The organism is Diplocloster agilis, assembly GCF_019042275.1.
Lineage (GTDB): Bacteria > Bacillota > Clostridia > Lachnospirales > Lachnospiraceae > Diplocloster > Diplocloster agilis.
Map to the genome: position 1 here is coordinate 78,102 of NZ_JAHQCW010000013.1, position 22,628 is coordinate 100,729.

General features: G+C 53.9%; 21 protein-coding genes and 1 pseudogene. 20 read left to right on the plus strand and 2 right to left on the minus strand.

What is annotated here, in order from left to right; genetic code table 11:
- Positions 1–8: 8 nt before the first annotated feature.
- The 10 genes from KTH89_RS09715 (at position 9) to KTH89_RS09760 (ending at position 10,245) form a co-directional block, all read left to right on the plus strand.
- Entirely contained in the window at positions 9–1,565 is a 1,557-nt protein-coding gene (locus KTH89_RS09715; RefSeq protein WP_238721477.1) for a response regulator transcription factor, read from the plus strand.
- A gap of 97 nt (positions 1,566–1,662) precedes the next feature.
- A complete protein-coding gene (locus tag KTH89_RS09720) occupies positions 1,663–3,762 on the plus strand; it encodes a glycoside hydrolase family 3 protein (protein WP_158345453.1) in 2,100 nt (699 codons plus the stop codon).
- Positions 3,763–3,788: 26 nt separating this feature from the next.
- Positions 3,789–4,229 (plus strand): VOC family protein, encoded by a 441-nt coding sequence (locus KTH89_RS09725; protein ID WP_158345452.1) that lies wholly within the window; start codon positions 3,789–3,791, stop codon positions 4,227–4,229.
- Positions 4,230–4,242: 13 nt separating this feature from the next.
- Positions 4,243–4,713: a VOC family protein gene (locus tag KTH89_RS09730; RefSeq protein ID WP_158345451.1), complete on the plus strand. Its 471-nt coding sequence runs from the start codon at positions 4,243–4,245 to the stop codon at positions 4,711–4,713.
- Entirely contained in the window at positions 4,710–5,438 is a 729-nt protein-coding gene (locus KTH89_RS09735; protein WP_238721476.1) for an SDR family NAD(P)-dependent oxidoreductase, read from the plus strand. The genes KTH89_RS09730 and KTH89_RS09735 overlap by 4 nt, the downstream gene beginning before the upstream one ends.
- A 61-nt stretch (positions 5,439–5,499) precedes the next feature.
- Positions 5,500–6,642: a Gfo/Idh/MocA family protein gene (locus KTH89_RS09740; RefSeq protein ID WP_238721475.1), complete on the plus strand. Its 1,143-nt coding sequence runs from the start codon at positions 5,500–5,502 to the stop codon at positions 6,640–6,642.
- Between the two features lie 61 nt (positions 6,643–6,703).
- Positions 6,704–7,528, plus strand: a complete 825-nt coding sequence (locus KTH89_RS09745) for a transketolase (RefSeq protein WP_408639960.1) — start codon at positions 6,704–6,706, stop codon at positions 7,526–7,528.
- Between the two features lie 28 nt (positions 7,529–7,556).
- A complete protein-coding gene (locus tag KTH89_RS09750) occupies positions 7,557–8,489 on the plus strand; it encodes a transketolase family protein (RefSeq protein ID WP_158345447.1) in 933 nt (310 codons plus the stop codon).
- A gap of 35 nt (positions 8,490–8,524) precedes the next feature.
- Entirely contained in the window at positions 8,525–9,436 is a 912-nt protein-coding gene (gene garR / locus KTH89_RS09755; protein ID WP_158345446.1) for a 2-hydroxy-3-oxopropionate reductase, read from the plus strand.
- Entirely contained in the window at positions 9,433–10,245 is an 813-nt protein-coding gene (locus tag KTH89_RS09760) for an SDR family NAD(P)-dependent oxidoreductase (protein WP_238721474.1), read from the plus strand. Before garR ends, KTH89_RS09760 begins: the two co-directional genes overlap by 4 nt.
- Positions 10,246–10,312: 67 nt before the next feature.
- Here the strand turns inward: KTH89_RS09760 and KTH89_RS09765 are convergent, their stop codons facing one another.
- Complete coding sequence (locus tag KTH89_RS09765; RefSeq protein WP_238721473.1) at positions 10,313–10,729, minus strand: putative toxin-antitoxin system toxin component, PIN family; 417 nt, start codon at positions 10,727–10,729, stop codon at positions 10,313–10,315.
- A complete protein-coding gene (locus tag KTH89_RS09770; RefSeq protein WP_158345443.1) occupies positions 10,726–11,025 on the minus strand; it encodes a type II toxin-antitoxin system RelB/DinJ family antitoxin in 300 nt (99 codons plus the stop codon). The genes KTH89_RS09765 and KTH89_RS09770 overlap by 4 nt, the downstream gene beginning before the upstream one ends.
- 116 nt (positions 11,026–11,141) lie before the next feature.
- Between KTH89_RS09770 and KTH89_RS25105 the strand changes: the two are divergent.
- From KTH89_RS25105 to KTH89_RS09820, 10 genes and pseudogenes are all read left to right on the plus strand, one after another.
- Positions 11,142–11,378 (plus strand): annotated as a pseudogene (locus KTH89_RS25105) (SDR family NAD(P)-dependent oxidoreductase); the annotation flags it as partial.
- 25 nt (positions 11,379–11,403) lie between these two features.
- Entirely contained in the window at positions 11,404–11,637 is a 234-nt protein-coding gene (locus KTH89_RS09780; RefSeq protein WP_238721482.1) for an SDR family oxidoreductase, read from the plus strand.
- A gap of 140 nt (positions 11,638–11,777) precedes the next feature.
- A complete protein-coding gene (locus KTH89_RS09785; RefSeq protein WP_238721472.1) occupies positions 11,778–13,277 on the plus strand; it encodes an ABC transporter permease in 1,500 nt (499 codons plus the stop codon).
- A 4-nt stretch (positions 13,278–13,281) separates the two neighbouring features.
- Entirely contained in the window at positions 13,282–14,664 is a 1,383-nt protein-coding gene (locus KTH89_RS09790) for an FtsX-like permease family protein (protein WP_238721471.1), read from the plus strand.
- A gap of 61 nt (positions 14,665–14,725) precedes the next feature.
- The gene (locus KTH89_RS09795; protein ID WP_158345439.1) at positions 14,726–15,349 is read left to right on the plus strand and encodes an ABC transporter ATP-binding protein; all 624 of its coding nucleotides are present in this window, start codon (positions 14,726–14,728) and stop codon (positions 15,347–15,349) included.
- 179 nt (positions 15,350–15,528) lie between these two features.
- Positions 15,529–16,179: a TetR/AcrR family transcriptional regulator gene (locus tag KTH89_RS09800; RefSeq protein ID WP_158345438.1), complete on the plus strand. Its 651-nt coding sequence runs from the start codon at positions 15,529–15,531 to the stop codon at positions 16,177–16,179.
- Positions 16,142–16,849, plus strand: a complete 708-nt coding sequence (locus tag KTH89_RS09805) for an ABC transporter ATP-binding protein (protein ID WP_158345437.1) — start codon at positions 16,142–16,144, stop codon at positions 16,847–16,849. The genes KTH89_RS09800 and KTH89_RS09805 overlap by 38 nt, the downstream gene beginning before the upstream one ends.
- Complete coding sequence (locus KTH89_RS09810; protein WP_238721470.1) at positions 16,843–19,194, plus strand: ABC transporter permease; 2,352 nt, start codon at positions 16,843–16,845, stop codon at positions 19,192–19,194. Before KTH89_RS09805 ends, KTH89_RS09810 begins: the two co-directional genes overlap by 7 nt.
- 14 nt (positions 19,195–19,208) lie before the next feature.
- The gene (locus tag KTH89_RS09815) at positions 19,209–20,573 is read left to right on the plus strand and encodes an efflux RND transporter periplasmic adaptor subunit (protein WP_238721469.1); all 1,365 of its coding nucleotides are present in this window, start codon (positions 19,209–19,211) and stop codon (positions 20,571–20,573) included.
- Between the two features lie 257 nt (positions 20,574–20,830).
- Positions 20,831–22,219, plus strand: a complete 1,389-nt coding sequence (locus KTH89_RS09820; protein WP_238721468.1) for an MATE family efflux transporter — start codon at positions 20,831–20,833, stop codon at positions 22,217–22,219.
- The last annotated feature ends 409 nt before the right edge of the window (positions 22,220–22,628 follow it).

A 22,628-nucleotide genomic window follows, 5' to 3' on the forward strand; every position in this document is an offset into this window, starting at 1 on the left:
GGGATTGGATGAAAGCACTGATCGTAGACGATGAAAAGATGATCCGGATCGGGATCCAAAAGGTAATCCGATGGGAGGAAATCGGCATAGAACAGGTATTCACCGCCGCCAGCGGGAAGGAAGCGTATGAGATCGTGGAGGAAGAAAAGCCGGAGATCATGGTCACCGATATCAATATGGCGGAGATGTCGGGCCTGGATCTCATAGAGCTGGTGAAATCCATTGTACCGGAGATGAGGATTATCGTTCTGACCGGATATGACAGATTCGAATATGCCAGGCAGTGCCTGCGCTTAAGCGTTCAGGAATTTCTGCTCAAGCCCATCGATGAGGAGGTCCTGACCCAGACGTTAAAAAAACAGGTCCAATATCTGGAAGAGTTAAAAGAGGCGGAGGGAGAGACAAATGTGTCCCGGGCCAGAGCGGCGGCAAAGCAGTATGAGCTGGAGAAAAAATTAAGCGACTACCTGCATGGGAAAATAACGGGGCAGGAAATCTTCACGGAAGAATTCTACCGGGAATACCCCTATGACAGCGGGCAAAGCATGCAGGCCGTCATTATCCGCCCTCCGCAGTTTGTACACCATTTGCAGGAGGAGGAAGAATACATCTCCCAAAGTATCCGCAACATCTGCATCGGATTTATCGATGCACAGGGAAAGGGCATCACCCTAGCGGATCATGACGGCAGGACCGTCATCTTGTATTTTGTGCAAAATGGAGCGCCTGAAGCGTTAAAAGACATAAAAAAGCTGACGGAAATCCTGAAAGACGAGTACAATGTGACACTGAAGGCCGTGATGGGCAGTGTGGTGAACGGCTTCCGGAATATAACGGTATCCTACAATGACGCCTGTCTGTTATTAGAGAAAAATAAAAACGATTTCCACGAGATCGTACAGAACCGGAATCTGCAAAAACGAGACAAATTGTTCAAGGAAGTCTTCTCGGAAATGAAAGCCGCCATGTGCGCCAACGTGGGAAACGCGGACTGCGTCATGAAAATATACGAGCGTTTTAAGCAGGCCCTGGAGTCTTACAGCGTACCGGGCGAGGATGTCAGTATGTGCTGCTATGAATTGGCCTCCTCCGTTTACTTCGTTTACTTAAGCGACTCAAAATCTTCTGCGGATGACCGCCTCCCCTCCTTTATGAAAATATTGATGAACGCCGGCCGGGAAGAAGCCTGTGAGATGACCGAGATCTTTCTGCAAAACCTGCTTCAGGGGGACGAAGAAAAAGAAGCCCATCAGGTGGTAACCAAGGCAAAACGCTACATAAAAGAACATTTGGCGGAGGAGATCTCCGTCTCCAGCCTGGCCTCGGCCCTCTATCTCACGCCCAACTATTTTTCACGGCTCTTTAAGCGGGTGACAGGGGAGGGGTGCAACGAGTATATCGTACAGGAGCGGATCGAGAAAGCAAAGCTGCTTTTAAAGACGACGAATCTGCGCACCAACCGAATCGCCGCCATGATCGGCTACCGGGATACCAACTATTTTTCACTGGCTTTTAAGAAAAAGACCGGCATGTCCCCGACGAAGTTCAGGGAACAGTACCGGTAGAAAAGACAAATTATTATAGAATGAGGGTAGTTTATTTGATTTCCCGGCAAAAGGGAACATGCTATTCTGGGTTCATAATAATTGAGAGGTGAATAGGATGTTTGACAGGGAAACAGCGGCAAGGAAAGCGAAAGAGCTGGTGGCGAAGATGACTGTGTTCGAAAAGGCGAGCCAGCTAAAGTATGATTCCCCGCCTATCAAAAGGCTGGGAGTTCCGGAATATAACTGGTGGAATGAGGCGCTGCATGGCGTGGCCAGAGCGGGAACCGCCACCGTATTCCCGCAGGCGATCGGCCTGGCGGCGATGTTCGATGAGGAGATGTTAAAGGCGATCGCGGAGGCGATCGCAGATGAGGGACGGGCGAAGTACAATGAATTTGTGAAGGAAGGGGACCGGGGCCTTCATAAAGGGATTACCTTCTGGTCTCCCAATGTCAATATTTTCCGGGATCCCCGCTGGGGGAGAGGGCATGAGACCTATGGCGAGGACCCTTATCTTACTTCCAGGCTTGGCGTGGCGTTTGTCAAGGGGCTGCAGGGAGACGGGGAAGTGATGAAGTCGGCGGCCTGTGCCAAGCACTTTGCCGTACACAGCGGACCGGAACACCTAAGGCATGAGTTTGATGCGCAGGTGAGCCGGAAGGATCTGTGGGAGACGTATCTTCCGGCCTTTGAGGCGCTGGTAAAAGAAGGGGATGTGGAATCCGTCATGGGCGCGTATAACCGGACGAACGGAGAACCGTGCTGCGGCAGCAAGACCCTTTTGAAAGATATTCTCAGGGATAAATGGGGATTTCAGGGACATGTGGTGTCTGACTGCTGGGCGATCCGGGATTTTCATGAACATCACAAGGTAACCAGCACCATGCAGGAATCCGCGGCAATGGCGCTTCACGCGGGCTGCGACCTGAACTGCGGAAATACCTATGTGTATCTGCTGGAGGCCTATCAGAACAATATGGTAACGGAAGAAGAGATCACCAGGTCCGCGGAGCGGCTGTTTACCACCAGATATCTGTTAGGGATTATGGGAGAAGGATCGGAGTACGACCAGATTCCCTATGATGAGGTGGAAAGCGAGGAACACATCGAACTGGCTCTTACCGCAGTCAAAAGGGGAAGCGTGCTGTTAAAGAATAACGGGATTCTTCCGGTTGACCTGCAAAAGACAAAGACGATTGGCGTGATTGGGCCTAACGCGGACAGCAGGATTCCGCTGTACGGCAATTATTACGGTATTTCCTCCGAATATATTACCGTGCTGGAGGGGATCAGGCGTGAGGCCGAAGGAAAGGCCAAGGTGCTCTATTCCGAGGGCTGCGCCATCAATACCCACAGCCGGACGAATCTGTTCTCAGAAGCGGTTACGGTGGCGAAGCACAGTGACGTGGTGATTCTATGCCTTGGACTGGATGAGCGGCTGGAAGGAGAGGAACACGATATCAGCAATCAGATCGGTTCCGGTGATAAGGAAGGTCTGGGACTGCCCCAGGTTCAGCAGGAGCTGATGGAACTGGTGGCTTCCGTGGGAAAACCCACCGTGCTGGTACTGATGGCTGGCAGCGCGATCGATCTGAATTATGCGGATGAGAACATCGACGGCATATTGGATGTGTGGTATCCCGGAGGCAGAGGAGGAAAAGCGGTGGCGGAGCTGTTGTTTGGAAAAGCCGCTCCTTCCGGAAAACTGCCGGTGACCTTTTACCGGGATCTGGAGGATATGCCGGAATTCACGGATTATTCCATGAAAAACCGTACATACCGGTATCTGGAAAAGAGCCCGCTGTATCCCTTCGGATACGGTCTGACCTACGGCTGTGCCGGAATAACCGAAGCGCAGGTAGTGGGGCAGCCGGGCCGGGATACGGATTTCGGGATAGAAGCAGAGGTACTAAACAGGCAGAATACCCCGGTGGATGAGGTGATCCAGGTATATATCAAGGATTTGGAAGCGGACTGCGCGGTTTTAAATCACAGCCTTTGCGCGTTTCAACGAGTGCATCTGGAACCGGGTGAAAAGAAAAGGATCACGCTTACGGTCCGGCATGAAGCGCTGACGGCGGTGGATAGGAATGGAGAACGTTCGGTCAAGAGCAGCCGTTTCCGCCTGTATGTGGGCTTCTCACAACCGGATGAGCGCAGCGTGGAACTGATGAAGCAGAAACCGGTAGAATTGATGATAACGATAAAGGATTAAAGATTTTAAGGAGAGGAAGAAAAGCGATGATAAAAGGATTGGCACACACAGCATTGAATGTCTCGGATATGAAGAAGTCTATCGATTTTTACTGCCGGGTTCTGGGCTTTGAGAAGGCTTTTGAGATGGCGCGGCCGGAAACAGGGGAACCCTGGATCGTCTATCTGTATGCAGGAGGCGGGCAGTTTATCGAATTGTTCTACGGCGGAGAGAATTTTACGGAATACAATGAGAAAAATATCGGGTTCTCCCACCTGTGTTTTGAGGTGGACGATATCCAGGGAATCGCGGATCAGATAGAGCGGGAAAGCGTAGAGTTAGACCGGCCGGTAAAATATGGCGTCGACCATAATTATCAGTGCTGGGTCAGAGATCCCGACCGGAACCGTATCGAGCTGATGCAGGTGGGAGAGGAATCTCCCCAGGTCGTGTTCCTAAAGAAAACGGGAAGATGGAACCGGGAATAGGGGCGGATGAAGAATGGATAAATTAGGCAGCAGTGAGATCGTGAAGATCGGTATCGTGGTGGATGACATCGAAAAAGCGGCGGAAAAATTCCGGGAAATTTTCCCCTTGGACCAGGAATTGACCGTGCGCCGGCCGAACCCGGATCAGGCGGTACAGGAGGGGCGGTATCAGAACTTCCGGGGTCAGCCGGTACGGGCGAAATTAAAAAGCCTGCTGGTTCCTCTGGAACCGGTCTATCTGGAGGTGCTGGAGCCCTGCGGCGATGATCCAAGCCCCTGGAAGGAGTTCCTGGACAAGAACGGCCCGGGCGTATGTTTTATTTCCTTCTATATTGACGGATTTGAGCAGACGCTGCAATTTATGGAAAACCATCAGATGCCTCCTGTGTTTATAGAGGAGAAAGGGTTTGAGCGTTACGCTTATTTTGACACCCTGGCAGAATTGGGAGTGACCTTGGAAGTAAAGGAGAGAAAACAGCGGTGAAGATCTTGATTACGGGGGCTTCAGGCGGACTGGGCAGCGTCCTGGCCGTTCTGGCGCTGGAACGCGGGCATCAGGTATATGCCGCCGGGCGCAGCAGGGAAAAAGTGGAAAAAGCCCTGGAGAGCGTACGGACGAAGGGATACCAGGGATACCGGGAATTACGGAAATCCCGGGCGCTGCGGATTCTGCCCCTTGACGTCACCAGCGAGGCGGACGCTAAGGCGTGCGCCCGGACGGTTCAGGAGGACGGCGGAGCGCTGGATGGGCTGGTGAACTGTGCGGCTATTATGATTGAGCGGGAAAAGACGCTGGAAGACCTGGATCTGGATCGGGTAGTGGAATCCTTCCAGGTGAATACGGTAGGGCCCATGCGTATGGTACAGCATCTTCTCCCCTGCCTGTACCGCGGTGAAAAAGCCTCCGTCATCAATATTTCCTCGGAGGCGGGAACCATTATCAACGCCTATCCGTCAAACTACGCCTACAGCATGTCGAAGACAGCGCTGAATATGTTCTCCGAAAGGCTCCGGGAAGCTATGCGGGAGAAGGATATCCTGGTGTACTCGGTACATCCGGGCTGGATGCGGACGAATATGGGCGGTACGGACGCTCCGGCGGATCCGGAGGATATCGCCAACGGTATACTGGATCTTATGGAGCGGAAGAAGCGGAGTTATTCGAAAATCAGCTTTATCGACGCCACAGGCCGCCCCATGCCGTTATGAAAACGGCGGGCAAAAGGAATAAAAGCAGGCGTATGGGCCGGCAGGAAAGGATGGTCAGATTGTGAAAAGGGTGGGAATAATCGGATGCGGGGAGATATCAAATATCTATCTGAACAATATAAGTCGGTATTTTCATGGACTTACGGTGGCGGCGTGCGCGGACATTGACCCAAACAGGGCGAGGCTGGCGGCGGACCGCCATGGAATAGCAAAAGCCTGTTCGGCCGAGGAACTGCTGGCGGATGCGGATATCGATGTGATACTGAATCTGACGGTGCCAAAGGTCCACTATGAGATTAACCGGCAGGCGCTGCTGGCCGGTAAGCATGTGTATTGTGAGAAGCCTATGGCGCTGTCCATGGACCAGGTGGAAGAATTACAGAGACTTTCCAGGGAGGGGCGGCTGGCCTTGGGATGCGCTCCGGATACTTTTCTGGGTCCGGCGCTCCAGACGTGCCGCAAGCTGATCGACGACGGATGGATCGGCCGGCCGGTGGCTGCTGTGGCAAATATGGTATCCCACGGACATGAGACCTGGCATCCGAACCCGGATTTCTTCTATCAGAAGGGAGGCGGCCCCATGATGGATATGGGGCCGTATTACATATCCGCTCTGGTGTCTATGCTGGGGCCGGTGTTGTCCACCTCCTGTTTCTGCGGACAGGGGCAGGAGAGCCGCAGGATCTATACCAGGGAGCGGTACGGACAGGAGATTCCCGTTGAGGTACCGACCCATTATGCGGGAATTCTGAAGTTTCGGCAGGGAACCATTGCCAGCCTGAATATGAGTTTTGATGTCTGGCTGTCGCATCTGCCGAAGCTGGAGATCTACGGGACAGAGGGGACTTTGGTGGTACCGGATCCGAACCGGTTTGACGGCGAGGTGAAATTGCTCCGTGCGGACAGCCTGATAAAAGAAGTGGACGGGAAAAAAGCCGGCGAGGCAGCCGGAATGCTCAGCAGGCCGGAAATGTGGGAGCATTTTAAAAGTATGCCGCGTATGTTCGGCCGGCCGGCCGAAAATATGAGAGGCCTGGGCCTTGCGGATCTGGCCGGAGCCTTGGAAGCGGGCCGGGAACACCGTACGAACCCGGAATTCACCGGTCATGTCACGGAAGTCCTGTTAAGTTTTGAAAAAGCGCAGCGGGAGGGTGTACAGCACATGCGCACAACCTGCGCCAGGCCGGAACCTATAAAGCTGTGATTTAGGGAGCTGTGACATAGAAAGCGGTGACTTGACAGAAAGGCACTTGAATGGAGGAAAAATCTTGTACAGTGATCAGTTATTAAACGAGTTAAGAGAAAAGGCAAGAATTCTGCGAAGGGATGTAATCGTCAGCATAGGGGTGGGCGTTGCCGGTCATATCGGAGGGTCCAACTCGGCGGCGGATCTTGTGGCCGCCCTGTATTTTTATAAAATGCATCATGATCCGAAAACCCCGAAGCTGGAGGACAGGGACCGGTTCCTGTTAAGTAAAGGCCATGTAGCCATCCTTCAGTATGCGGCGCTGGCGGAAAGCGGCTATTTCCCGGTGGAGGACTTAAAACATACCAAAGAGATCGGATTCTATCTCCAGGGACACCCGGATGTACAGAAGACACCGGGAATAGAAGCGGGAACCGGATCGCTGGGGCAGGGGCTTTCGATCGGTCTTGGTATGGCTCTTGGTATGAGGCTTAAAGGGATCGACCGCCGGGTCTATGTGCTGTTAGGAGACGGGGAACTGGCGGAAGGCCAGGTATGGGAGGCTGCGATGGCGGCGTCCGCGTACCATGCCGACCGTCTGGTAGCCATTGTGGATCAGAACGGGCTGCAGGCCAACGGCTGGATCGAGGAGCGCTATAACAGCTATCCGATCCGGGAAAAGTGGGAGAGCTTCGGATGGAGGGTGCTTGAGACGGACGGACATGATATGGAACAGATTCTAACCGTCTTGGACGACGCTTCCCGTCCCGAAGGGAAACCTACGGTGATATTGGCTAAAACCATAAAGGGAAAAGGGGTCAGCTTCGCAGAAAATGTGGTCGGCTTTCACAATGGAATGCTTACGGAGGAACTGTACCGGAAAGCGCTGGCGGAATTAAGCTGAGAAAAGCGAAAGGAATTGGGAGGACAACATGAGTGATACAAATCAAAGGATAGCGTACGGGAAGACTCTTGTGGAGCTGGGCAAAGAGAACAAGCGTATCGTGGTGCTGGATGCCGACCTGGGCGGTTCTACCATGGGAAAATTGTTTGAGCAGGCTTATCCCGAACGGCATTTTGAATGTGGGATCGCAGAAGCGAATATGACATCGATGGCGGCCGGACTGGCTCAGGCCGGGATGATTCCATTTACGAATTCCTTCGCGGTATTTGCGGGAGGCAGGGCCTATGACCAGATCCGGCAGACCATCGCGATCGGAGAACTGAATGTGAAGATCTGTGGTTCCTCAGCGGGCCTGTCCGATTTTGGAGATGGGGCCACGCATCAGTCGGTGGAGGATCTGGCGGTCATGCGGGCTATTCCGAACATGACTGTTCTAAGCCCGGCGGATGCCAGGGAGACTGCGGCGGCCGTGAAGGCTATGGTGGAATGGCAGGGCCCCTGTTATATACGGTTAAACCGGAATGATCTGAATAATGTGACTCCGGAGGGAAAACCGTTTCAGATCGGAAAACCCTATGTGGTGCGGGAAGGAAATGAGATAGCCGTACTGGCCACCGGAGTGATGGTGGAAAAGGCGCTGGAGGCGGCTTATACGCTTAAAGACAAGATTTCTGTGCGGGTGGTAAATGTCAGCACGATTAAACCGCTTCATACGGCGGCCGTGAAAGAGGTGATAGCTGGCTGCAAGGGCGTGGTCACCGCGGAAGAACACAGCGTGATCGGAGGTCTGGGCAGCGCGGTCTCCGAATGCCTGCGGCTGGAACGGATTCCAATCGATTTTGTCGGAATCCGGGACCGGTTCGGCAGCAGCGGACACTGCTACCAGGATGTGCTGGAATATTACGGGCTGACCAGCGAGCATATCGTGGAAACGGTCCTGGAATTGTATAAGGAAATATAATTTAATGCGCGGGACATGCGCCACAGGAGGAAAAAATGAAGATCGGATTTATCGGACTGGGTATTATGGGAAAACCGATGGCCTTAAACTTGCTCAAGGCGGGAATGGAATTGACCGTCTATGATATCGAAGAAAGCAAAAGACAGGAACTGGCAGAGGCGGGAGCCAAGACAGCAGCCGGCGCAGGGGAAGCGGCGCGGGGAAATAAAGTAATCATAACGATGCTGCCCAACAGCCCCCATGTCAGACAGGCCGTGCTTGGCCCGGATGGAGTCTTAGACGGAGCGGAACCCGGCAGTATTCTCATCGACATGAGTTCTATCGCACCCCTGGAGTCCCGGGAGATCAGCCGGGCCTGTGAACAGAGGGGAGTGCGCATGATCGATGCGCCGGTTTCCGGCGGAGAACCGAAGGCGGTCGACGGCACACTGGCCATTATGGCAGGTGGGGACCGGACGGTATTCGAGGAAGTATATGAGATTCTGATGCTGATGGGAAGCAGCGCGGTATACTGCGGAGAAATCGGCGCGGGAAATACGACGAAGCTTGCGAATCAGGTGATCGTCGCGTTAAATATTGCGGCGGTATCGGAGGCATTTACCTTAAGCGTAAAGGCCGGAGTGGACCCGGAGAAGGTTTTTGAGGCTATCCGCGGGGGCCTGGCCGGATCTGTGGTGATGGATGCGAAGATCCCTATGATACTGGACGGGAACTTTAAGCCGGGATTCAAGCTGGATCTGCATATCAAAGACCTGGATAATGCGCTGGCGACCGGACATGGGCTGGGAGCTCCTCTGCCGCTTACTTCCATGGTGATGGAAATGATGCAGTCCCTGCACGCGGATGGACACGGACAGTGTGACCACAGCGGACTGGCGCTCTTTTATGAAAAATTATGCGGCGCGAAGATCCGGCGGATAACAGAAGAAAATGGAGAAATGATATGAAGGCAGCGGAATATTTGGAAGGGCTATTTTCATTAGAAGGAAAACACATAGCGTTTACGGGAGCCGCGGGGGGAATTGGAAGAGAGCTGGCTCTGGGACTGGCCCGGGCGGGGGCTTTTATGGCCCTGTGTGACACGAACGCAGAGGGGATTAAGGAATTGCAGGCGCAGATAGAGGAAGAAGGGGGAAACGCTTCCTGCCATTGCCTGAATGTAACCGAGCCGGAGCAGGTTCAAAAGTGTACAAAAGAGATAGCGGGGATTCATGGCAGGATTGATGTTCTGGTGAACTGCGCGGGGATTAATAAAAGGGAAGGCTTTCTGGATGTGGAGGAGAGTACCTATGACAAAATTATGGCGGTAAACCTTAAGGGGACGTTTCTGATGTCCCAGGCGGTGGCGCATATTATGAGAAAGCAGGACTCGGGTAGTATTATCAATATCGGTTCCCATAATACCGGCTGGGTTCTGGGAGGCTGCAGCGTATACGCGGCCACCAAGGCGGGGGTAATGTCCCTCACCAAATCCCAGGCGGTGGAATGGGCGAAATATCATATCCGGGCCAACTGTATCAGCCCCGGACATATAAAAACCCAGCTGACCACGTCAACCTGGGAAAATCCGCGGAAGGCGGGATATCTGCTGGAGCGGATCGCTATGGGCAGACCGGGTTACCCGGAGGACATTCTGGGGGTCTGCATTCTGCTGGCGTCGGATGCCTCCGTGTACATTACCGGGTGCGAATACCGGGTGGACGGAGGCTGTATCGCAGGCGGGCAGCCATGGGAATATGATACGAAGTATGAATAAGGCAACTTAGACAAGGGAGCGTAAAAATCGGTATTAACCGACAGCCCCCTTGACAATTTAGTGTATCTTATTTGTTTCCATTTAGAATGTCCAAAAACTCTCGTGCAGTCACTATAAAAGGTTTTGCGGGAAAATGTTTCAGATTTCCGGTTACAAGGTAGGCTTCATCTTCACCTTTCTCCAGAACGACTTCATAAAACGGAAGGTCCTTTATATCGGATAAAATTTCACATGCCGGTGTAGGAACAAGCATCTCTCCATATTTTTCAATGACATAAATTAAGGAGCTGACTGTTTCCTCCGAAAATCCAAATTTTTTTCGTCTTAATACCTCGGCATATTCTCGTAAGATTTCCTCGCTCAATAGTGGAATCACTTCGCCGGAGAACAGTTTTCCCACTACTTGAACAGTAGCGGCATTATCGTGACTTGACAAGAGTGCAGATACCAGCACATTGGTATCAATCACCGCATAACAAATCACTCTGTTGCCTCCTCATATCTGGATTTACGAATCTCATCATTGATTTCATCAAGGGACAAGTCCTGCACACCGTTTTCCTTTGCCTGTGCCCGAAGTGCCATAAATGCCTGCATACCACTCTGTCTTGTGAAATTGCTGGATGCCTGGATTTCAAACGGGATTCTCTTTTCCCGAACAACAGCACGGGCAAACACATTAAACGCAGTAGTCGCATTCATTCCAAACTCGGAGCAAAGGGCATCAAACTGTCGTTTTAAGCTTTCGTCCATTCTTACACTGAAAGTTGCTAATGCCATAACAACACCTCCTTACACTCTCATTATATGCAATTCGGTTGTTAATATCAATAATTTTCAACCTATTGGGTGTGTTTTATTTAAAAAATCCGGGAAAAGTGGTCAGCTTTGGGAAAATGTGGTCAGCTTTCACAGAGGTATTTTCATTAGAAGGAAAACACATAGCATTTACGGGAGCCGCGGGGGGAATTGGAAGAGAGCTGGCTCTGGGACTGGCCCGGGCGGGGGCTTCCATGGCCCTGTGTGACAGGAACGCAGAGGGGCTTAAGGAGTTGCAGGCGCAGATAGAGGAAGAAGGGAGAATCGCTTCCTGTCATTGCCTGAATATAACCGAGCCGGAACAGGTTCAAAAGTGTGCAAAAGAGATTGCGGGGATTCATGGCAGGATCGATGTTCTGGTGTACCACGTCAACCTGGGAAAATCCGCGGAAGTGGGGATATCTGCTGGAGCGGATCGCTATGGGCAGACCGGGTTATCCGGAGGATATTGTGGGGGTCTGCATTCTGCTGGCGTCGGATGCCTCCGCGTACATTACCGGGTGCGAATACCGGGTGGACGGAGGCTGCATCGCAGGCGGGCAGCCATGGGAATATGATACGAAGTATGAATAAGGCAACCGGATAGCCAGGTGCTTGTACCCGGAAGTAACCCCAAAACTGCCTAAACTACAAATTGAACCGCAGAAATAGCTATGATATAATATGGTCAATAAAATAGGTACAGGCGCAGTAAGTGGCAAAGGGGGTTTTGTATGGGTGTTTTTAAGAGGGCATATTTATACGTCACCAGGAAAAAAGTGAGAAGTATTCTATTGTTCCTGATCATGCTTGTGACGGGCCTTTTCCTGCTGGTAGGACTCTCGATCCGCGCCAGCGCCCAAAAGGCCGCGGATGAAGTGCGAAAGACCATGAACACCGGACTCGTATTGGAAATGAATCCGATATCGGGGGAGCATCTGTTTGAACTGGCTCAAAATGAGGACGGGGAGATGGAGCGGAGGCTGAAGGTGCCCCTGCTGACCCAGTCCAAGCTGGAACAGCTGCTGGATATCGATGGAGTCTGCGGATTTTTTTCCGAAATGGGGCATGAAACCTTATATACCGGCCTGGAGGTAAGGCCGGGAGGGTATTCGAAGGAGCTGCAGCAGATAGAAGAAACGGACCCGCAGGGGCTGGACGAGAGCCTGCGGCAGAGCAGGCTTTCCGATGAGACCTATTCCCATACCAATGGTTTTTATCTGATCGAAGACGGCCGGTGGCATCCATTTTTCGCTAACGGCGCATTGGAGCTGACACAGGGCCGCCATATCGAAACAGGAGATTATGGAAAGGCTGTCATCTCAGAGGAGCTGGCAAAGATGAACGGGCTTCAGATCGGTGACCGGATCAATTCTTATAATTTTGATTTTATCACCGGGGAGCGATATGGGACGGCGTTTGAGTCGGAGATCGTCGGGATTTTCCGGATCAATTTCGAACAGGATCTGTCTAACTGGACTTCCGAGGACAATATCTTTGCCAATATTATCTTCGCAGACCCCAACATGCGGCATTGGGCGCAGGTTGAATACAATACCCATTACGGCAATGACGTGCTGGCCCGTGAAAGCGACCGGGTGATCAGTGAAGTGACCCTGTTCGTGGAAGACCCTCTGCTGCTGGATTCCGTAAAGGAACAGGTCCTGGCAAACGATACGGTGGACTGGAGCTACTATAGCTTGAAACGCTACGATCACGACTATCAGGCCGCGGCCGGCCCGCTGCGGACGATGGTAAAGCTGTCCACGGTGCTGGCTGTTATAATGGCCGCGGGAGCGCTGGCGGTCCTTTCCCTGATTCTGACTATGTGGGTGCGGAGCAGAAAGCGGGAGATCGGCATACTGGCCTCCATCGGGGTGAAAAAGCAGACAACCCTGGCCCAGTTCCTTCTGGAATGCTGTGTAGTGGCCGCAGCGGCCTTTCTGCTGGCCGGTCTGCTGGCCGGGCCGGTAACCGATGTGATCGGGAATGGGCTGGCGGGAATGGTCAGCTCGCCGGGCAGCGCCCAGCCCTTCGAGGTAGTCATAGACCAGCAATCCAATGTGATGGTTAATAAAATGCCGGACGCTGAGGTGTCGCTTACGTATCATCTGACGCCGGGAACCGCATCGGGGGTATTCCTGACCATGCTGCTGGTGTCGGTCACATCTGTGGTCGTCTCATCCATGCGGGTGATCAGGCAGAAGCCGCGGGATATTCTGGGAGGAGGGTGATGCTATGCCGGCATATCGCAGAGCGTATCTTTTTGTTATTCGGAAAAAAGGAAAAACGGCGCTGCTGCTGGTCACATTTCTGGTCATTATGACCCTGCTGCTGGCAGGGATGGCGGTCAACCGGGCCGCTAAGACAGCGGCGGCTCAGCTGCGGGAAAGCATAGGCGGATATTTTAAGATCGCGCCCGATTACCAGAAGATGAATATCCGGCAGTTCACGGACCGGCAGCTGATCGATCAGGTGATGGAAACAGAGGGGATAAAAGCGTATAACGCCATGGATACCTGGTATCTGAGCGTGCCGGAGCTGACCCTAAAGCCCGGAAAGTTCACCGGGGAAGGCGACGGCAAAGCGCAGATGACCCGCCTGCTGGGCAATAACGACAGCAGCCTGCATGAATATTTTGTGCTGAATATTTTTACCCTGGAAGAAGGCCGGCATCTGAAGCCGGACGATACGGGGCAGGCGTTAATATCGCGGGAATTAGCGCAGATGAATCAGCTGAAGACGGGCGATACCTTTACCGCATATCTAACAGAAGACGGCACTGTGGCAGGTGAAGCTGCCGGCGCGGGCGCTTCGGAGGACGGCTACCGGCTGCAGATCGCAGGCATTTTTGATGAAATGCACACGGAGGCCGGAAACCAGAACACACCGGAATGTGACCTGCCGGCTAACTTCATTTTCATAGACGCCGCAACCAGTCAGGAAATTGGCCGGAAACTGCAGGGGACGGTACAGAGATATTTTAACGGGGGAGCCGCATTTTTCGCCAGAGACCCAAAAGAATTGGATCGGATTGTGCAGGAGGTTCAAAGGCTTGATGGGGTGGACTGGGATTCCCTGAAACTGACCGTTAATAATACGGCTTATCAAAAGAGTGTGGAACCGCTGGACAGGCTGAGCGGAATGACTTTTCTGATGGTGGGGCTGATCACGGTAATCAGTGTGAGCCTGCTCTCATTGCTGCTGACCCTGTGGGAGCGGGACCGCATTCATGAGGCAGGGGTGCTGATGGCTTTTGGGATTTCCAAGAGGAATATTCTGTGGCAGCATTTTCTGGAGTGCGGTCTTATCTTTGCACTGGCCTTTTGCCTGGCGGCCGCCGTTTCCTTTCCTTTGTCCCGGCAGGCCGGGAAGGTGCTTTATCATGATGCCGCAGGGGAGGCAAAGGAGAATACGGAAGCGGTATCCTACACGTTCACGAATGATCCCGTGGACGTGGATGCGGCAGCGCCGGAGGTAAACTTCGGGGCGGAGCTGCGGCTCCCGGCGCTTGCCTTGTCCGGCGTTATGGGGATCGTGATTGTCGGTATTTCGGTGGGAATATCTTTTCTTGTGATCGTACGCAGGAAGCCGAAGGAACTCTTAACGGTCATGGAATAAGAAAATTTGCAGATCGGCAGGATCATAGTCCTTTGGGAGCTATGGGATACGGGAGGTTAGAATGAACATATTGGAAGCGAGACAGGTTTTCTATTATTATACGGAAGGCAGGCCGGTTTTGAACGGGATTGATCTGGGATTTGAAAAAGGAAAAATGTATGTGATATTGGGGCCGTCCGGCTGTGGAAAGACCACGCTGCTATCTTTGCTGGGAGGCATGGACGTTCCAAGCGCAGGCCAGGTCATATTTAACGGAAAAGAAATCCGGGAAATCGGGCTGGAACGGTACCGGCGGGAAGGCGTCTCCTTTGTGTTCCAGAACTATAATTTGATCGACTATATGACGCCGGAAGAGAATGTGTGCCTGACCGCGAAGGAGGAGCCGCTTCCGGTGCTGGCCAGGCTGGGGCTGACCGGGGAGGAGGCCAGGCGTAATGTACTGAAGCTGTCCGGCGGCCAGCAGCAGCGGGTGGCGATCGCCCGGGCATTGGCGTCTCAGGCCCCTGTGATCCTGGCAGATGAGCCAACCGGTAACCTGGATGAGGCGACGGCCCGGGAGATCACGGCGGTGTTCAAGGATGCGGCAAAAACCTATGGACGGTGTGTGGTGATGGTATCCCATTCCAATGAAGTGGCAAAAGAGGCGGATGTGGTGATTACCTTACATGGCGGCCAGGTGGCATAAAGCCGTTACATATACAAACAGTAAGTTTCGAAATTGGAGGGACTGGCTCTTCCGGGCGGCGGCAGATTCGGAGGAGGCCGGTCCCTCCTTAATTCTGTATTGCTATTTTCAAGAGAGTGTATTATACTGATAAAAATGATGTGACAACCTTGTCATGTTGAAAAAGGAGAGGACCATCCATGCCCACGTCTACATTCGAAAATCTCCCACCGCCCAAAAAAGAACGGATCATAGAAGCCGCCATCGACGAATTTGCCAGGTACCGTTACTCAGACGCGTCCATCAACCGGATTGTCAAAGCGGCCGGTATCCCCAGGGGGAGCTTTTACCAGTATTTTTCAGGGAAAGAGGATCTCTATATGCTGATTCTAGATAAGATCGGCCATGAGAAGCTGGAAATATTTTCAAGGTACCCGAAACCTTCCGGCGACATCACCTTTTTCGAAGCGGCGCTTGCCTCTATTCCGGGGATATTGGAATGGATCGAGCTTTGTCCCAGGTACAATCAGATCGGAATGCTGATGGCGCAGGATGACAGCGAGTTCATCCGGCATATCGTGGGACAGATGGGCCGGTCCCAGAGCGAGGTGCTTGAGTATCTGCGGCAGGATCAGCGAAAAGGCCTGGTGCGAAAAGACGTGGATCTGGATCTGGTGATCGAGATGATCTTACCGCTGGCCACTTCGCTTCTTCAGGATTTTTACAGCAAGGGAGGGCGGGAAGAGGCTCTCGAAAAAATAAAGCAGGTCTTCGAAATTCTGATATACGGAATTGCAGAAAAGGGGGTGCAGCATGCCGGAAACCATACTTCGGGGGGAAGCCTTAAGTAAAACCTACGGCAGTGCCGGCGTTGAGGTCAACGCCTTGACGGAAGCGGCTTTTGATATCGCGGCAGGTGAATTTATCGTGGTGCTGGGGCCGTCCGGCTCAGGAAAAAGTACGCTGCTTAATATGCTGGGGGGAATGGACCGTCCCAGCGCCGGACATATCTGGTACCGGGACAGGGAGCTTACGCAGTTAAATGACGTGCAGCTGTCGGAATACCGGAAAGACACCGTAGGCTTTGTGTTCCAGTTCTTTAACCTGATCCCGTCCCTGACCGCAAGGGAAAACGTAGCCCTTGCCGCCAGTATCGTCTCCTCCCCCATGAATCCCGACGAAGCGCTCTCGATGGTGGGGCTTAAGGAGCGGAGCAGGCATTTTCCATCCCAGCTCTCAGGCGGGGAGCAGCAGCGGGTATCCATCGCGCGGGCGATCGTGAAGAATCCAGGCCTGCTGCTGTGCGACGAGCCCACCGGCGCTCTGGACAGCAAGAACAGTATCGCCGTGGTGAATCTGCTGCTGGAAGTCCGGAAACGTCTGGGCTGTGCGGTGATCACCATCACTCATAACGCGGGGATGGCCCAGGTGGCCGACCGGGTGTTCTATATGCGGGACGGGCGCATCGAACGGGTGGAAGTAAACCCGGCTCCCGTATCTGCGGAGGAGATGACATGGTAGGATATCTGTTCCGGAAGATGCTTCGGGATATGCGCAAAGGAGCCGCTTCCTATATCGTGGCAGCGGTTATTGTGATGACGGGGTTCGCAGGATACTCGGTGATGTCGATCGCGGCGGACCAGCTGGAAGATTCCAAGGATTATTTTTTTGAGAAGACCAATTTCTGCGACGCGTTTGCGGAGGTGCAGGAAGCACCGGCCTCGGCCGTGAAGGAGCTGGAGCGCATCGAGGGAATCAGCAGGGCACAAGCCCGGCTGGTGAAAACAGCGCGGGTGGCGGGGCTGCCGGCGGAAGCGGAGTTAAAACTTATCTCTGTCAGCGGGGACGGCTATAATCTGCCTCTGTTATCACGGGGAATGATGCCCCAGGCGGGAGAAAGGCAGATCATCCCGGGAGATGGTTTCAGCAAGGCATGGGATCTGTCGCCGGGCGATTCCCTGAAGCTCTCCGTTGGGGGCCGGGAAACCGCATTTACCATAGTGGGCGCCGGGATATCGCCGGAGAATATTTATCTGGTGAAAAATATCAACGAACTGCTGCCTACGCCGGATACTTATGACGCCGCGTTTATGGATTACGATATGATGGCGAGATTATACGGCATGCAGGGACGGGCCAATAATTTCGTCCTGACCCTCCGGCCGGACGCGGACTGGGAACAGGTCCGAAAGGATGTGGAAGAAACCCTGAAACCCTACGGCTGCTACCGGGTCTATGAAAATAAAGAGGAACTTTCCGTCTCGGTTCTGGAAATGGAATTAGAACAGCTTAATAAAGTGACGGCAGCCATTCCCTTCCTGTTTCTGATGGTGTCGTCGATCATCCTGTACATAACGCTGCACCGGCTGATCGAACAGCAGCGGACCCAGATCGGCACGCTGATGGCGCTCGGCATTCCGGCCCGGTCCATCGCCTGGCATTATACCGCTTATGGAGCTGCGGTTGGACTGGCAGGCGGATTTTTCGGAGGGATAGGCGGGAGTATGGCCGCGGGACCGATGGCGGATTTTTACCGGGTATATTTCAGCCTTCCAAAAGTGTCGTCGCCGGTCTCGCCGCGCTATATGATCATCGGTATTTTTGCCGCTACCCTTTTTTGTGCGGTGGTGGGAGGCTTGTCCGTGAAATCGGCAACCAGGCTGGCGCCGGCGGAGGCGCTTCGTCCCGCCCCGCCGAAGAATGCAAGGCAGCTGTTCCTGGAGAAGATCCCGGGATTTACCGGACTGTTTACTGTGCCGGGAACCATGGCGGTGCGCAGTATCGCCCGTAATCCCAGGCGTTCGGCGCTCTCGCTGTTCGGGATCGCCTGCGCCTATATGATTACGGCGACCCTGGTCTCTATGAATTCGCTGTTTGACGTCTTTTTGTTTGATTATCTGGAAAAGAACCAGCAGCAGGACATAACCGTATCCTTCAGCGCCCCGGTGGCAGCCGGTGATGCACGGCGCGCGGTGCGAAGCCCCGGTATCGAACGGATCGAGGGGATCGTGGAGGTACCGGCGGTCCTGCGGGGGCCGGGCGATGAGATCGACTCCGTGATCCAGGGGATTCCCCAGGACTCCGAGCTGTGCCGCCTTTATGGCGAGGACGGGCAGGAGGTCCGGGTACAGCCGGAAGGACTGGTCCTGTCGGTCCACATGGCCGGGAGGCTTGGCGTGTCGCCCGGCGACCTGCTGGAAGTGGAGGTGTCTTACCCGGAAAAACGTATCAGCCGGGTTCCGGTGACCGCAGTGTTCTCCCAATATCTGGGCAGCAGCGCCTATATGTCCCTTCAAGGGGTAGAAAAGATCAGCGAATACCGGGATGCCTATACTTCCATGTTGATCAAGGCGCCGGAGCCGGTGCGCCAGGAATTGCTAAACCGGCTGGATGACGCTACATCGGTAACCACGATTCAGAACCGGCAGCAGCGGGTGGACCAATACCGGGGCATGATGGGGAACTTAACCGGTATCATGGGAGTGATGGCGTTCATGGGAGTGCTGGTGGGGCTGGCGGTAATCTACACCAGCTCGCTGATCAGCTTCGAGGAGCTTAAGCGGGAGCTTGCCACTTTGCGGATGCTGGGCCTGTCCGACCGGCAATGCCTGGACACCGTATCGGTCAGCCAATGGCTGCTCACCTTCGGAGGAGTGATACTGGGCGTTCCGATGACCATGGGCGCCAGCAGGCTGATTTCCAGCACGATGGCTCTGGAGCTGTTCTCGATTCCGGACTTTGTGGACGGCGCTTCCCTGCTGGTATCCGTGGGGCTTATTTTCCTGGCGGTGGCGATGAGCAACCGGGCGATCTTAAAGAAAATGAAAAAAATCACGCCGGTGGAACTTCTGCGTGAACGAGAATAAACGGGGGATTCAACATGAAAAAAAGATATAAAATATTGCTTGCGGTCGTCTTAGTGGTACTTTGCGCCGGCGCCGGCGCGTTCTATCTGCTGCAGTCCCTGCCGGTGCAGGCGGAAGCTCCCGTACGGGGCCCCCTTGCGGAGAAAGTTACGGAGCAGGGGCATCTGGCGCCCGGACACAGCATCACCATCAACGCGAACATGACGGGAACCGTCAGGGAAGCGCCTGTTAAAGTGGGGCGGAAAGTGCAGGAAGGGGATACTCTTCTGGAGATCGACACGTCGGTTGTGAAAAAGGAACTTCAGAACCAGATCGATTCCCTGAAGCTTCAGCAGTCGGCTATTTACTCCGAGAATAAGAACGCGAAGGCGGAGATATCCGTAAGGCGCGCCCAGCTGGAGCAGCAGCTGTCGGCCGCCAGACAGGAGTATGACCGCCTGTTCGGAGAAGGAGGGACGGCAAACGCCCAGCTCTCCATCGCCCGGATCAACTATGAGCAGGCGGTCCAGTCCTATGAAAACGCCCGGGATTATTACAAGGATATGCCTGGCAGCTACACTCCGGGGGAAGGGGAAGTGCAGGCGCTGCAAAGCCAGATGAATGCGGCGGAGGATCAGCTGATCATTGCCCAGAACAATAGTTCCGACACCACCCGGGCTTATTATGAAGAGACGATCGCCTCCTGTGAGGAGCAGTTAAAAGCTCTGGGCAAGAGCGGCTCCAACACAGATAACAGTTCCTATGCGGCGGCACAGCAGCTTCAGATCACGATCGACGATCTGGAAGAAAAGATGGAGCGGGGCCCGGTGACCGCGCCTGAGACAGGGGTTCTGTGGAACCTGCTGGCGGATGTGGGGGGATTCGTCACGGAAAACCAGCCGGTGGCGGTCATCTATGACGAAGAGGGGATGTTAATACAGGTGTCCCTGCTTGCCGAGGACGCGCTGGCTCTGAAGACAGGGGATACCGCGGTGTGCACCCTGGCGGACGGGACCTCCTTTGAGGCGGCTGTGGATTTCATTTCTCCCGTGGCGGACGATGTGGTATCTACGGTGGGCCTGACCGAAAACCGCTGTACGGTGGAATTATCCGCCGGGAATCTTCCGGCCGCGATCGGAGCCGGGTATGAAGTGGATGTCACATTCACCTTTACCGCCGCCGAAGACGTGTTATCCGTCCCGATCGGAAGCCTGATCCCGGACGGGGCGGGCAGCTCCATATATGTAATCCGAAAGAACAAAGCCGTACTGGTACCGGTGGAAACCGGCGTGCAGAGCGCCGGCCGGGTGGAGATCCGCTCCGGGCTTAAAGAAGGGGAGACCGTCATCACAAACCCCTATGACAGCAAAGTAAAAGACGGCAGCAGAGTCACATACTGATGAGAGGGGACTGGCTCATTTTAGCCGGATGAGAGGGGACTGGCTCATTCCGGACGGCGACTGACCTATAGGAAAGAGTAAAGCGAGGAAGGTGCCTGTCCCCGGATGCCGGCACGAATCGAGGCTCCGTATTCGGGCGGGCATCCGGGGACAGTCCCTTTCCTCTTTCGACATTCTTGCAGGCCTGCTGCGCTGCCGGAAAGGGACAGTCCCCTCCCACACCGGAAAATAAAGGAGAGGGAAAGGATCAAAAGGTTATGGGAGAGATGAGAGTGGAACAGCGTCAGGATGGAGAAAACAGGCAGAATGCGATTATAAGCGGGGTAATCTGGAAACAGCTGCTTCTTTTCGCCCTGCCCCTGCTGATCGGGAACCTGTTCCAGCAGTTGTATAATACGGTGGATTCGGTTATCGTCGGCAACTATGTGGGAAAGAATGCCCTGGCGGCCGTCGGCTCCAGCATGTCTATTATAAATATGCTGATCGGTTTTTTCCTGGGGCTGTCCACAGGCGCAGGCGTCATCATATCCCAATATTACGGGGCGGATGCGAAAAAGGAACTGCACGACGCCGTGCACACCACCATAGCCATGATTCTGATCAGCGGCGTATTCCTGACCTTCTGCGGGATACTCTTCATCCCGGCTATACTGAGGATGATGGGCACTCCTGCGGAGGTGATGGAACTTTCGGTCCGTTATCTGAAAATCTATTTCGCAGGAATCCTGTCCCTGATGATCTATAATATGGGAGCGGGAATCCTGCGCGCAATCGGTGATTCCAAGCGCCCCCTATATTATCTGATCGCCTCCAGTCTGGTAAATGTGGCCCTGGACCTGATCTTTGTGGTATGTTTCAAAATGGGAGTGGCCGGTGTGGCATACGCCACCATCATAGCCCAGACCGTATCGGCGGTTCTGATTATCATCCGCCTGATTCGGACTACGGAGTCCTACCACCTGATTCTAAGAGATCTGAAAATACATAAAATATACCTGTTGAAAATTCTGCGGGTGGGCCTGCCCGCGGGCTTGCAGCAGTCCATTATCGCGTTCTCAAACGTTATCGTCCAATCCAAGATCAACGGTTTCGGCGCGGCAGCCATGGCGGGCTGCGGGGCCTACACAAAAGTGGACGCTTTTGTCATCCTGCCTTTTATGAGCCTGAGCCTGGCCGGCACAACCTTTGTCGGGCAGAACATCGGCGCCCGCAGATATGACCGGGTCCGAAAAACCGCCCGCGCAAGTTTTATCATTACCCTCATTATCACCCTGACCCTGTCCGTCCTTGTCTATCTGTTCGGACCTGTCATCCTGCGGATCTTTACCAAGGAACAGGATGTTATCCACTACGGAAGTTACATGCTGAAGACCCTGGCCCCGTTCTACCTCTTCGTGGCGTTCGCCAATGTATGCAGTGGTATCATCAGAGGTTCCGGCCAGACCGTTATCCCTATGCTGATCATGGTGGGGACTATGTGTGTCGTCCGGGTCGTCTGGCTTACGGTTATGACTCCCATTATGCAGGATATCATGGTCGTGTTCCTGGGCTATATTATCACCTGGGTGCTCTGCGCGGCTCTGATGCTGGCCTACTACCTCCTGGGCTCCTGGCTCACCCGGTACGAAAAACCGCAACCTCGTTGAACAGCGGCCGGAGACGTGTTAATATATATGGTTCGTATTTCCTGGGGGCTTCGTATGTCCGCTGCTTAGGGCTTTGAAACGCAGACGGTATACGGGGACGCTGCGGGCGGCCGGATTCTTTTGTATCTCTCTGGAAGCGTATAGGGCGGCTGAGAATACGCTTAGTGAAACTGAAAAGCCGGATTCAGGATGCACGGCGGACTTCACGTCCGACGGGCAAGAGCCTATTCACCGGGAACACATCAGGTGTTCCCGGTGAATAGGCTCGGTTCCTGAACCCGGCTTTTCGATTTCACTTAGCGTATTCCAGCGCTAGCCCTCCGCGCTTCCAGGGAGATACAAAAGAATCCGGCCGCCCGCAGCGTCCCCGTATACCGTCTGCGTTTCAAAGCCCTAAGCAGCGGACATA